Annotated in this window: 11 protein-coding genes and 1 tRNA gene; 11 read left to right on the top strand and 1 reads right to left on the bottom strand. The window is 73.4% G+C overall.

Annotation, left to right across the window (positions count from 1 at the left end):
- The first annotated feature begins 170 nt into the window (after positions 1-170).
- The 10 genes from fdh (at position 171) to AB0C25_RS26025 (ending at position 11,774) form a co-directional block, all read left to right on the top strand.
- Positions 171-3,443: a formate dehydrogenase gene (fdh, locus tag AB0C25_RS26070; protein WP_357376834.1), complete on the top strand. Its 3,273-nt coding sequence runs from the start codon at positions 171-173 to the stop codon at positions 3,441-3,443.
- Complete coding sequence (locus AB0C25_RS26065) at positions 3,436-4,608, top strand: 4Fe-4S dicluster domain-containing protein (RefSeq protein WP_357376847.1); 1,173 nt, start codon at positions 3,436-3,438, stop codon at positions 4,606-4,608. The genes fdh and AB0C25_RS26065 overlap by 8 nt, the downstream gene beginning before the upstream one ends.
- Positions 4,605-5,825: an NrfD/PsrC family molybdoenzyme membrane anchor subunit gene (nrfD, locus tag AB0C25_RS26060; protein WP_357376833.1), complete on the top strand. Its 1,221-nt coding sequence runs from the start codon at positions 4,605-4,607 to the stop codon at positions 5,823-5,825. The genes AB0C25_RS26065 and nrfD overlap by 4 nt, the downstream gene beginning before the upstream one ends.
- Before the next feature lie 13 nt (positions 5,826-5,838).
- Positions 5,839-5,934, top strand: a tRNA-Sec gene (locus AB0C25_RS26055).
- Between the two features lie 22 nt (positions 5,935-5,956).
- Positions 5,957-7,261, top strand: coding sequence for an L-seryl-tRNA(Sec) selenium transferase (gene selA, locus AB0C25_RS26050; protein ID WP_357376832.1), 1,305 nt, complete (start codon positions 5,957-5,959; stop codon positions 7,259-7,261).
- Between the two features lie 2 nt (positions 7,262-7,263).
- A complete protein-coding gene (gene selB, locus AB0C25_RS26045; protein WP_357376831.1) occupies positions 7,264-9,018 on the top strand; it encodes a selenocysteine-specific translation elongation factor in 1,755 nt (584 codons plus the stop codon).
- Positions 9,019-9,170: 152 nt separating this feature from the next.
- Positions 9,171-9,920, top strand: a complete 750-nt coding sequence (locus AB0C25_RS26040; RefSeq protein ID WP_357376830.1) for a hypothetical protein — start codon at positions 9,171-9,173, stop codon at positions 9,918-9,920.
- A 38-nt stretch (positions 9,921-9,958) separates the two neighbouring features.
- On the top strand, positions 9,959-10,156 hold the full coding sequence (locus tag AB0C25_RS26035) for a hypothetical protein (RefSeq protein WP_203176260.1): 198 nt from the start codon (positions 9,959-9,961) through the stop codon (positions 10,154-10,156).
- 81 nt (positions 10,157-10,237) lie between these two features.
- Positions 10,238-11,515, top strand: coding sequence for a hemolysin family protein (locus AB0C25_RS26030; RefSeq protein WP_357376829.1), 1,278 nt, complete (start codon positions 10,238-10,240; stop codon positions 11,513-11,515).
- Between the two features lie 73 nt (positions 11,516-11,588).
- Positions 11,589-11,774 carry a hypothetical protein gene (locus AB0C25_RS26025; RefSeq protein WP_036410487.1) on the top strand — a complete coding sequence of 62 codons (186 nt, stop codon included), beginning with the start codon at positions 11,589-11,591 and terminating at the stop codon, positions 11,772-11,774.
- 6 nt (positions 11,775-11,780) lie between these two features.
- Here the strand turns inward: AB0C25_RS26025 and AB0C25_RS26020 are convergent, their stop codons facing one another.
- On the bottom strand, positions 11,781-12,431 hold the full coding sequence (locus AB0C25_RS26020; RefSeq protein WP_357376828.1) for a hypothetical protein: 651 nt from the start codon (positions 12,429-12,431) through the stop codon (positions 11,781-11,783).
- Between the two features lie 133 nt (positions 12,432-12,564).
- Here AB0C25_RS26020 and AB0C25_RS26015 point away from each other — a divergent pair, with 133 nt between their 5' ends.
- Positions 12,565-12,768: a hypothetical protein gene (locus AB0C25_RS26015; RefSeq protein WP_088948252.1), complete on the top strand. Its 204-nt coding sequence runs from the start codon at positions 12,565-12,567 to the stop codon at positions 12,766-12,768.
- Positions 12,769-12,774 lie beyond the last annotated feature (6 nt).

Genomic DNA, 12,774 nt, shown 5'->3' with positions numbered 1-12,774 from the left:
CGGCTGGAGCCGCGTCGCGCCACTCGCCGAGAGGCGACCTGCACACCGACACCAGCGCCGCCCCCGGTCCACAAGGCCGGGGGCGGCGCTGTCTGACTGCCCCCGCTCGCGAACATGTCTCGGCTGGCCTATGTTCATGGGGTCGCTCGCGTGGGAGGGGGTGTCGGGGCATGGGTCTGCGTACCTTCATCGAGGGTTGGCCGGTCTACCGGCAGCTCACCGGCACCGACCCGCTCGGTCGGGGCGCGGCGGTGCAGTCCGCTCGCTCCGCAGCGTTGACCGCCCGCACCGAGGACGCCGACAGCGTCGCCCGTTCGGTCTGTCCGTACTGCGCTGTCGGTTGTGGTCAGCGGGTGTACGTCAAGGACGGCCAGGTCAGTCAGATCGAGGGCGATCCGGACAGCCCGATCTCGCGGGGTCGGCTGTGCCCGAAGGGCTCGGCCAGTAAGAGTCTGGTGACCAGCCCGCTGCGGCAGACGACGGTTCGTTACCGCCGTCCGTACTCGACGCAGTGGGAGGACCTGGACCTCGACACCGCGCTGGACATGATTGCCGACCGGATGCTCGCGGCCCGTGAGCAGACCTGGGAGGACGTCGACACGCAGGGCCGGCCGCTCAACCGGACGCTGGGTTTCTCCAGTCTGGGTGGGGCGACGCTGGACAACGAGGAGAACTACCTCATCAAGAAGTTGTTCACCGCGATGGGGGCGCTCCAGATCGAGAACCAGGCCCGTATTTGACACTCCGCCACCGTCCCCGGTCTGGGGGCCAGCTTCGGTCGTGGCGGTGCGACGGATTTCCAGCAGGACATCGCCAACGCTGACGTGATCGTCATCCAGGGTTCGAACATGGCTGAGGCGCACCCGGTGGGTTTCCAGTGGGTGATGGAGGCTAAGCGCAAAGGCGCGAAGGTCTTCCACGTCGACCCCCGCTTCACTCGGACCAGCGCGGTCGCGGACGCGTACCTGCCGATCCGGGCGGGCACCGACATCGCGTTGCTCGGCGGGGTGGTGCGCTACATCCTGGACAACGAGTTGGACTTCCGGGAGTACGTGCTGTCGTACACCAACGCGGCGACGATCGTCAGTGAGCAGTTCGTCGACACCGAGGACGGCGACGGGTTCTTCTCCGGGTTCGACCCGGAGACCGGCGCCTACGTGCAGGACAGCTGGCAGTACGCGGGGCACGAGGGTTCGTCCGGCAGTGGGCACACCGACCAGGAGCGGGACAGCGCCGCGGGGCTGACGCACGAGTCGCACGGCGCGCGGGTGAGCGGGCAGACCGAGCGCGACGAGACGTTGCAGCATCCGCGCTGCGTCTACCAGATCCTCAAGCGGCACTTCGCCCGCTACACCCCGGAGATGGTGGAGCGGGTCTGCGGGATCCCGCAGGAGCAGTTCCTGGAGTTGGCGCAGGCGTGGACGCGTAACTCCGGTCGGGACCGCACCGGCATGCTGATCTATTCGGTGGGGTGGACGCAGCACAGCGTGGGTGTGCAGTACATCCGTACGGGCGCGATCATCCAGCTGCTGCTCGGCAACATGGGTCGTCCGGGTGGCGGTGTGATGGCGCTGCGGGGGCACGCCAGCATTCAGGGGTCGACGGACATTCCGACGCTGTTCAACCTGCTGCCCGGGTACCTGCCGATGCCGCACCACGCCGAGCACCCGAGCTTCGACGAGTGGGTGGACAGCATCCGCCACCCCGGCCAGAAGGGGTTCTGGGGCAACGCGCGGTCGTTCGCGGCCAGTCTGCTCAAGGCGTACTGGGGTGACGCGGCGACGCCGGAGAACGACTTCTGTTACGGGTACCTGCCCCGGTTGACCGGTGATCACGGCACCTACCAGCAGGTGCTCAATATGATCGACGGGAAGATCAAGGGGTACTTCCTGCTGGGTCAGAACCCGGCGGTCGGCTCCGCGCACGGCCGGGCGCAGCGCCTCGGCATGGCCAACCTCGACTGGTTGGTCGTCCGGGACCTGTTCATGATCGAGAGCGCCACGTTCTGGCAGAACGGCCCGGAGGTCGCCACCGGGGAGATCGTGCCCGAGGAGTGCCGCACCGAGGTGTTCTTCCTGCCCGCCGCCTCGCACGTGGAGAAGGAGGGCACGTTCACCCAGACGCAGCGGCTGTTGCAGTGGCGGGAGAAGGCCGTCGAGCCGCCGGGTGACGCCCGCTCGGAGCTGTGGTTCTTCTACCACCTGGGTCGCAGGCTGCGGGAGAAGCTGGCCGACTCGGAGCTGCCGCGCGACCGGGCGCTGCTCGACCTCACCTGGGACTACCCCACGCACGGTCCGTACGCGGAGCCGAGCGCCGAGGCGGTGCTGCGCGAGATCAACGGGTACGACGTGGCGAGCGGCCGCCCACTGTCCAGCTTCGCCGAGGCCCGCGCGGACGGTTCCACCGCGATCGGTTGCTGGATCTACACCGGGGTGTACGCCGACGGCGTGAACCAGGCGGCCCGGCGTAAGTCCCGACACGAGCAGGACTGGGTGGCCGCCGAGTGGGGGTGGGCGTGGCCGGCGAACCGGCGCATCCTCTACAACCGTGCCTCGGCCGATCCGGATGGCAACCCGTGGAGTGAGCGCAAACGCTACGTGTGGTGGGACGCGGAGAAGGGCGAGTGGACCGGTTACGACGTGCCGGACTTCGAGAAGACCAAACCGCCGTCGTACCGGCCGCCAGCCGGCGCGTCCGGGACGGAGGGCATCGCCGGTGACGACCCGTTCGTGATGCAGGGTGACGGCAAGGGTTGGCTGTACGCGCCCAGCGGTGTCCTGGACGGTCCGCTGCCCACGCACTACGAGCCGGTGGAGTCGCCGGTGCGTAACCCGCTCTACCGGCAGCAGGCCAACCCGACCCGCAAGATGTACGCGCATCCGGTGAACTCGGTGAACCCGAGCCCACCGCAGGAACACAGTCAGGTGTTCCCGTACGTGTTCACGGTCAGCCGGCTCACCGAGCACCACACCGCCGGTGGGATGAGTCGGACCGTCCGGACGCTTGCCGAGTTGCAACCGGAGATGTTCGTGGAGGTGTCACCGGAGTTGGCCAGCGAGGCGGGGCTGACCCACCTGGGGTGGGCGCACCTGGTCAGTGGTCGTGCGGTGATCGAGGCGAAGGTGCTGGTGACCGATCGGCTCACTCCGCTGCGGGTGGACGGTCGGATCATCCACCAGGTGTGGTTGCCGTACCACTTCGGTTTCGAGGGTCTGGTGACCGGCGACTCGGCGAACGACCTGTTCGGCATCAGCCTGGATCCGAACGTCCTGATCCAGGAGAGCAAGGTCGGCACCTGCGATGTCCGGCCGGGCCGGCGGCCCACCGGGCCGGCGCTGCTCGACCTGGTGGCCGACTACCAGCGGCGCGCCGGGATCACCCCCGGCCAGCACGCCCCGACGGTGACCACCGACAGCCCGGGGGGGGAGCGCGGTGATTCCTGACCCGAACAGCCTGTACGGCCCGTTGGATCCGGCACCCGAGGCGGGTTACGAGAACGCGCCGCCGCGGATGGGGTTCTTCACCGACACCAGCGTCTGCATCGGTTGTAAGGCCTGCGAGGTGGCCTGCAAGGAGTGGAACGGCGTCCCGGGAAGCGGCCTGGACCTGCTCGGCATGTCGTACGACAACACCGGCGCGCTGACCGCGAACTCGTGGCGACACGTCGCGTTCATCGAGCAACCCCGGCCGGCCGGGCACCGCGCCCCGCCGTTCGCGGGCATGCCGACCGGCGGTTCGGTCAGCGCGGCGTCGGCGGCCGTGGCGGCTGGCACCAGCCAGGGCACCGGCACGGACCCGGGGGTGCCGACCGGCTCGCCGTCCGCCGCCGCGCGGATGGCCGGAGGCGGGCCGGCGGATGTGCTCGGCGCCCCGCTCGCCGCCGGTCCCACCGCCGCCGGTCCGACCGCCGCCGGTCCGACCGCCGCCGGTCCGACCGCCGCGGGCCAGGGCGCCGCGGGCGGGGGTGGCGCGGGTCCGCAGTTCCTGGGGATGCCGGGGGCGCAGCCGCCGGGGCGGGGGACGGGCGTTGAGGAGCGTACCGATTTCCGGTGGTTGATGATGTCGGACGTTTGTAAGCACTGCACGCATGCGGCTTGTTTGGATGTGTGTCCGACGGGTTCGTTGTTCCGGACGGAGTTCGGGTCGGTGGTGGTGCAGGAGGACATCTGCAATGGGTGTGGGTACTGCATTTCGGCGTGTCCGTACGGGGTGATCGATCAGCGTAAGGATGACGGTCGGGCGTGGAAGTGCACGCTGTGTTATGACCGGTTGGGTGCGGGGATGACGCCGGCGTGTGCGCAGGCGTGTCCGACGGAGTCGATCCAGTACGGGCCCCTGGAGGAGTTGCGGGAGCGGGCGGCCACGCGGGTGGCGACGTTGCGGGGGCGGGGGGTGCCGGAGGCCCGTCTGTACGGGGATGATCCGAATGACGGTGTGGGTGGTGACGGGGCGTTCTTCCTGCTGTTGGACGAGCCCGAGGTGTACGGGTTGCCACCGGACCCGGTGGTGACGACCCGTGACCTGCCGGCCATGTGGAAACGCGCCGGGCTCGCCGCCCTCGCCATGGCGGCGGCGACCGTCGCCGCGTTCGTCGGAGGTTCCTCGTGAACGCCCACCGCCCCGAGGTGGGTGACCGCTTCCGCCGCTTCCGGGACCGGTTGGCCGCCGACGGTCGGGACCGACCGACGGCCAGCACCGGGCTTCCGGCCGCGCACGGCGAGAGCCCCGAGCTGCCGGCCGCGAACGGCACCGGCACCAGCTCGACGGTCGGACAGCAGCGGCGCAGCGCCGAACCCGGCCGGCGGGGTGGGCGTCGCGGGGGTGGGCGTCGCGGCGGTGGCGAGGAACTGCGGGTGCCGGAGGCCGAGTTCACCTCGTACTACGGTCGGCCGATCCTGAAGGCGCCGGTCTGGAAGTGGGACATCGCGGCGTACCTGTTCACCGGCGGCCTGGCGGCCGGCTCGTCGCTGCTCGCCGCGGGTGGGCAGCTCACCGGGCGGCCGGCGCTGCGTCGCGCCGGTCGGGTGACCGCACTGGCCGCCGTCAGCGCCAGCGCCGTCTTCCTGATCCGCGACCTGGGCCGGCCGGCGCGGTTCCACCACATGCTGCGGGTGGCCAAGCCGACCTCGCCGATGTCGATGGGCACCTGGATCCTCACCGCGTACGGGCCGGCCGCGGGCGTCGCCGCGATCGCCGAGGTCGCTGGCCGGCTGCCCCGCCACGGCCCGCTCGGGCTGGCCGGCCGGGCGTTGCCGCCGCTCGGGCACGCCGCCGGGCTGCTCGCCGCCGCGACCGCGCCCGCGCTTGCCACGTACACCGGGGTCCTGCTCGCCGACACGGCGGTGCCGTCGTGGCACGAGGCGTACCCCGAGTTGCCGGTGATCTTCGCGGGCAGCGCCCTGGCCAGCGGCGCCGGCGTGGGTCTGCTCGCCGCGCCGGCGGCGCAGGCGGGTCCGGCCCGCCGGATGGCGGTGGCCGGCGCGGCCCTGGAGCTGTACGGCGCGCACCGGGTGGAGACCCGCCTCGGCCTGCTCAGCGAGCCCTACCGGCAGGGTCGCCCCGGTCGGCTGCTGCGCGCCAGCCGGATGCTGACGGTCGGCGGGGTCGCCGGTGCGCTGCTCGGCCGGCGCAGCCGCGCGGTCAGCGCGCTGTCCGGTGCCGCGCTGCTGGCCGCGTCGGCGGCGACCCGGTTCGGCATCTTCTACGGTGGCGTCGCCTCCGCCCGCGACCCTCGGTACACGGTGGTGCCGCAGCGTGCGCGGGCCGACGCCCGACGAACCGGCATGGATCTTCCATCTGATCGGGCGGCCCCGCCCGCGGTGTGATCGAATGTCCGATGGAGGCGTTCAGGCGGCTGGTGCCCCTCCCGGTCTTCAAAACCGGAGTGGTCCGGGACCCGGGCCAGGCGGGTTCGATTCCCGTCCGTCTCCGCCAAACCGCAGCAGGAGATGACGCGATGGGCGACGGGCCGGTGGACCCGCGACGCCGGGTGCCCCGCACCGACACGCTGCTCGCCGACCCGCTGCTGGCCGCGGCCAGCGCGACGCTGGGCCGGGACCAGGTCAAGGCGGTCGTCGTCCGCGCCCAGGAGCAGGCCCGCCGCGGCGAGATCAACCCCGATGAGGTACGCGACGCCGCGGTCGCCGCGTTGCCCGCGCCCGGCCCCCGGGCGGTGCTCAACGCGACAGGTGTCGTGCTGCACACCAACCTGGGCCGGGCGCCCCTGTCGCCCGCCGCGGTCGCCGCGGTGGTGGCCGCCGCCGGGCACACCGACGTGGAGTTGGACCTGAGTACCGGCCGACGGGCCCGCCGTGGCCGCGACGCGCTCGACGCCCTGGCCGCCGCCGTACCCGACGCGGGCGCCGTGCACGTGGTCAACAACGGCGCCGCCGCGCTGGTGCTGGCCGCGACCGCGTTGGCCGCCGGCCGGGAGATCGTGGTCAGCCGCGGCGAACTCGTCGAGATCGGCGACGGTTTCCGCCTGCCCGACCTGTTGGAGAGCACCGGCGCTCGACTGCGGGAGGTGGGCACCACCAACCGCACCACCCTCGCGGACTACGCCGCGGCGCTCGGCCCGCAGACCGGCTTCGTGCTCAAGGTGCACCCGTCGAACTTCCAGGTCACCGGCTTCACCTCGGCCACCCCGGTACGCCAACTGGCCACCCTCGGCGTGCCCGTGGTCGCCGACATCGGCTCCGGTCTGCTCACCGCGGATCCGTTGCTGCCCGACGAACCGGACGCGGCCAACACGCTGCGCGCGGGCGCTGCACTTGTCACCGCCAGCGGGGACAAGCTGCTCGGTGGCCCGCAGGCGGGGTTGCTTCTCGGCGACGTCGCGCTGGTCGACCGGCTGCGCCGCCACCCGCTGGCCCGGGCGTTGCGGGTGGACAAGCTCACCCTGGCCGCGCTGGCCGCCACCCTGCACCGACCGGACACCCCCACCCGCACCGCCCTGCACGCCGACCCGGCCGCCCTACGCGATCGGGTGGAGCGGCTGCGTGACCGGCTCGGCGCGGACGGCCGTAAGGCGGAGGTCGTGCCGGCCGTCGCGGTGGTCGGCGGCGGCGGCGCCCCCGGCGTGGAGTTGGACTCGTGGGCGCTGAGCCTGCCCGAGCGCTACGCCGCGCCGCTGCGCACCGGGGAGCAGCCGGTGCTCGGCCGGGTGGTGCGGGGCCGGCTCCTGCTCGACCTGCGGTGTGTGCCGACCGATGCCGACGACGCCGTCCGCGCGGCCGTGCTGCGCGTACCCGGGGACGACTGATCGTGTTCGTCGTCGCCACCGCCGGACACGTCGACCACGGCAAGTCGACACTGGTCCGGGCGCTGACCGGGATGGAACCCGACCGGTGGGCCGAGGAACGCCGCCGGGGCATGACCATCGACCTGGGCTTCGCCTGGACGACGCTGCCCTCCGGCGCCACCATCGCCTTCGTCGACGTGCCCGGCCACGAGCGGTTCGTGCCGAACATGCTCGCCGGTGTCGGCCCGGTGCCGGCGGCGCTGATCGTGGTCGCCGCCGACGAGGGGTGGATGCCGCAGTCCGCCGAGCACCTGGCCGCGCTGGACGCGCTCGGCGTCGGGTACGGCCTGCTGGCGGTGACCCGCGCGGACCTGGCCGATCCGGGGCCGGCCATGGCCCGCGCCCGCGCCGAGATCGGCGCGACGAGCCTCGGCGCGGTGGAGGCGGTGGCGGTCAGCGGCCGCACCGGCGCTGGTCTGCCGGAGCTGCGGGCCGCCCTGGACCGGCTCACCGCCCGACTGCCGGCGCCCACCGTCGACGACCCGGTCCGGCTCTGGGTCGACCGCAGCTTCACGGTGCGGGGCAGCGGCACCGTCGTCACCGGCACCCTCGGCGCCGGTCGGCTGCGGGTGGGCGACGTGCTGGAGCTGGCCGGTGCCGACGAGCCGGTCCGGGTCCGTGGCCTGCACTCGCTCGGCGAGGCCCGCCCGGAGGCCGCCGCGGTGGCCCGGGTGGCGGTCAACCTGCGCGGTACGCCCCGCGACCGGCTCGGCCGCGGCGACGCGCTGCTCACCCCGGGCCGGTTCCAGCACACCGACCTCGTGGACGTCCGGCTCACCGGCGACCCGGCCGCCGACCTGCCGGCCACCCTCACCCTGCACGTCGGATCGGCGGCCGTGCCGGTACGGGTCCGACCGCTCGGCCCGGACACCGTACGCCTGCGGTTGGCTCGCCCGTTGCCGCTGCTGGTGGGCGACCGGGCGCTGTTGCGGGACCCGGGCCGGCACCACGTGACCGGCGGGGTGCGGGTGCTGGACGTGGCGCCGCCACCGCTGGCCCGCCGGGGTGCCGCCGTCGCCCGTGCGCAGGTACTTGCCGAGTTGGACGGTCGACCCGATCTGGCCGGTGAGCTGCGCCGTCGCCGGCTGGTCCGGGCCGGCGCGTTGATCCGGATGGGTGTGCCGGTGCACGCCGCGCCGGTGGCCGGTGACTGGTTGGCCGACCCCGAGCACTGGCGGTGGCTCGGCGACCGGGTGACCGAGGAGGTCGCCCGCCACGCGCGCGAACAGCCGTTGGAGCCCGGGATGCCGGTGGACGCGCTGCGCCAGCGCCTCGGCCTGCCGGACCGGGTGCTGGTCGAGGCGCTGGTCCGGCCGCCGCTGCGGATCCACGCCGGGCGCGTCGGCGCGGCGGACGTCGACGCGTTGCCCGCACCGGTGGCCCGAGCCGTGCGGCGGGTCCGCGACGAGTACGGCGACCGGCCGTTCCGTGCTCCCGAGGCGGACCGTCTCGTCGACCTGGGACTGGGTCCCCGGGAGATCGGCGCGGCGGTGCGGGCCGGCGCCCTGCTGCGGTTGGCCGACAACGTGGTGCTGCTGCCCGACGCGCTCGACGACGCGGTCCGGGTGCTGGCGGGGCTGCCGCAGCCGTTCACGCTCTCCGCTGCCCGGCAGGCGTTGGACACCACCCGCCGGGTGGCGGTGCCGCTGCTCGAGCTGCTGGACCGTCGCGGTGCGACCCGGCGACTACCCGACGACGCGCGGATCGTCGTCAGCTGAACCCCGCGCCGCCCCGCCCCGGCGCGGAGTCCAGGTCGGACAAGTCGAGGCCGAAGCGGTGGGGGCCGTCGTGTCGCCGGCGGCCGTCGGTACCGTGGCCGCCTGCGCCGTCCGGGGCTGACAGGACCATCGCGGCGTGCGACGGTACAGCGATGGTCGAGCTGATCCCGGCCCGGTCGCGGCCCGCCGGTGGCCGGTGGCGCGAGGTTCTCCCGGTGGCGCTGCGCTGGGGGCTGCCGGTGCTGTGGGTGCTGTGGGTGCTGTGGGCATCCCTGGCCTGGTGGGTGGAGCCGCGCGAGTCGACGCAGGCCCAGCTCGACCGGGATCTCACGGCCGGCCGGGTGGTGACCTTCCAACGGGCGTACGGCTGGGCCGACGACGACGCGTACTGGGGCAGCCGGCCCCGGTTGCAGTACGCGACGAACGGCTGGTTGCTCGCCTGGACCGTGCCGAACGGCCAAACCCGGTACGCGCACGTCGACCCGCCCGCCCCGGAGTCGTCCGTCGCCGAGGCGGACCCGTCGGCGAACGCGGGGTGGGACGCCCGGCTTACTGCCGTCGCCGATCCGTGGTACGGCGTGGGCGCCGCCGCGCACCGGATCACCGACGCCGCCGCCGTGCTCGCCGGCGTGTTGACCGTGCTGTGGCTGGGCCGGCTGATCGGTGGCGCGCCGCCGCTGGCCGGCACCCGGTGGTTCTGGTTCTGGATCGGGCTGCTGCCGTTCGGGCTGGGACTGCTGGCCTGGTCGTACCGGGAGGCGTGGAGACCGCCGGCGGCACCGGCCGCCGACCGTGGCTCGGGCTGGCGTGGCCTCGGCTGGCTGATCCTCGCCGGGATCGGCATCGCCATTCTGGTGTTCAACGCCCGCCGGCTGCTCGGCACGACGGTGGTGCCGGGCTAACCGCCCCCAGGTCGGTGGCGGTCACCTACGGTGACGCCATGGACCCTTCGGCGGTCTGGCGGGACCGGCAGCACCGGTGGCGGATCGAGGCGTACCGCGCGCCCGATCTGCGGTTCGCCATCTACGCCACCAGCGGCCCCACCGAATCGGCGCCGCTGTGGCTGTTCGGTATGTCGGCGTTGGCCCGCTGGTTGATGACCCACGCCATCTCGCTTGACGACCTGGAGGTCGACTGAGCGGTGGCGCGGGCGCAAACCGGACCCGGGACCGGCTGCGCTGCGGTTGAGTGACCTGAGGCGGCGGACGGGGGGTACGCGATGGGTGGTCAGCTCGTGCAGGTGGCGCTGGTGGCCGTACTGGTGCTGGTCAACGCCGCGCTCTCCGGCAGCGAGATGGCGTTGGTGACGCTGCGCGAGGGGCAGTTGCGGCGGTTGGGGCGACGGTCACGCGCTGGGAACCGGTTGGTGCGGTTGTCCAGCGACCCCAACCGCTACCTGGCCACCGTCCAGCTCGGCATCACCCTCGCCGGTTTCCTCGCCTCGGCGGCGGCCGCGGTGTCGCTGTCCGAGCCGCTTGTCGGTCCGTTGGGCTTCCTCGGTGGCGCGGCCCGCCCCGCCGCGGTGCTGCTGGTGACCGTGCTGCTGACGTTCGTCACGCTGGTGCTCGGCGAGTTGGCGCCCAAACGACTGGCGATGCAGCGGGCGGAGCGTTGGGCGTTGCTCAGCGCCGGCCCGCTGGACCTGCTCGCCCGGGCGTCCCGGCCGGCGGTGTGGCTGCTCAGCCGGGCCACCGACACGGTGGTACGGCTGGCCGGCGGTGACCCGCGGGCCAACCGCGCGGAGATGACCGAGGAGGAGCTGCGCGAGATGCTGGCCAGCCAGCGCGGCCTGTCGGCCCAGCAGCGGGAGATCCTGACCGGCGCGTTCGACATCGCCGGCCGGACGTTGCGGGAGATCCTGGTGGCCCGCCGGGAGGTGATGACACTGCCGGGCAGCCTGACCGCCGACGAGGGGGTACGCCGGCTCGCCGCCGCCGGCCGGTCCCGTGCTCCGGTCACCGGTCCCGGCGGTCTGGACGAGCTGCTCGGGGTGGTGCACATCCGCGACCTGGTGCAGGCCGGCACCGCGTCGGTGGGGGAGCGGGTGCGCGCGCCGGTGCTGCTGCCGGTGACCCTGCCGGTCGCCGACGCGTTGCGCCAACTCCGTCAGGAGCATCAGCAACTGGCCCTGGCGGTCGACGAGCACGGCGGCATCGACGGCCTGGTCACCATGGAGGATCTGCTGGCCGAGGTGGTCGGCGAGCTGTACGACGAGACCGACCGGGACGTGCACGGGGTGATCCGGGAAGAGGACGGCGCCCTGCTGGTGCCCGGTGACTTCCCGCTGCACGACCTGCCCGACCTGGGGGTGCGGCTGCGCTTCCCGTTGTCCCGGGACTACACCACGGTGGCCGGGTTGGTGCTGGCCCGGCTGCGGCACCTGCCTGACCAGCCGGGGGAGACGGTACGGCTACCCGGGCTGACCCTGGAGGTGGTGGAGGTCGCCGACCGGGCGGTGCGGCGGGTGCGGTTGCGTGGGTTCACGGCCGAGGGGTGACCGGGTCGCCCGGATGGGGGACACCGGCGTCGAAGACCCCCGCCGGGAAGGCGGCCCGCCTACGGTGCGATTCGTGAAGGACCGAGGTTTGCGTACGTTCGTCACCGTGCTGGCCGGCCTCGCGGTGATCTACTTCGGCAGCGCCGGCCGCAGCCCCGAGGAGGGCCGTGGGATCTCCGGCGGGGTGGTGGTCCTGGCGTTGCTCGCCGCGTTGCTGGTGTGGCACCTGACCCGGCCGGGGGACAAGACGGTGAAGTGAGCGGTCTCAGCGGGCGGCGACCCGGGTGACCTCGCCGGCGGACTCCTCGCCGAGCGCCACCCGCACCAGCGCCGAGGCGAGCCGACCGAAGTCCGGTTCGTCGACCAGGCCGGCCAGTCCGTCCGGGGAGCCCGGCAGACCCAGTCGCTTCGCCCCGGCCAGGGCCCGGCGGTCGGCGTACGGGCGCAGGTCCGACCAGACCGTCTGCGCTTCGCGCAGGTAGATGTCGGCGCCGGTGGGGCCGATGCCGGGGAACTCGGTGAGGCGTCGACGCAGCCCGGCCGGGTCACCCTGGGCCTCGCGGTGTAGTCGGCGCAGGTCACCGTGCCAGCGGTCCAGGCACAACCGGGCGCCGGTGCCGAGCATGGTGGCGGTCCGCTCGTCGTAGCGGCGGTAGTGTCCCCGGCCCAGCGCGTCGACGCGGTCCTGCCAGCTGGCCGCCTCCATCGCCTGTGGCGTGCGGTAGCCCGCGGCGAACAGCTCCCGCGCGGCGTCCACCGCCACGCACGCCCGGATCCGGGTGCTCAGCAGGGTGGTCAGCACCAGCAGTTGGTAGAGCGGACGGGGGCGGTCGGCGAGCTGGATGCCGGCCTCCTCCGCGTAGGTGCGGCCACGCCGGTCCAGCAGGACCCGCACCACTGTTCGATCGTTGCCCACACCGCAGGGGTACCCACTGCGTGGCCCGCTAGCCGTCGCGCCGGCGAGCGCTGTCGGAATGCCACCGGAGCGGACGGGTATGCCGACGGTGGAGGCGGTCGATGCCGTCCGCCGTATCCGGAGGGAGACACCTGTGGTCAACCCGCAGCAGGAGGAGTTCCGGCGCAACGCCAAGGGCGCCACCAGCCAGGACAGCAAGGGACCGACGCCGACCGGGCACCCGCTCAACCGTGGCTCGTCGCGCGGTGACGAGGGTCGGCCGGTGCCCAAGGGGCAGGTGTCGCCGTACGGCCCGGCCGGTGAACCAGTGGCCGAGGACGACAGCGACACCCGGTAACGGCCC

This window comes from Micromonospora sp. NPDC048839, assembly GCF_040649915.1.
In the GTDB taxonomy this organism is placed as follows: Bacteria; Actinomycetota; Actinomycetes; order Mycobacteriales; family Micromonosporaceae; genus Micromonospora.
The sequence above is the reverse complement of the archived record's forward strand: the minus strand, read 5'-3'. Positions and strand labels throughout refer to the sequence as shown.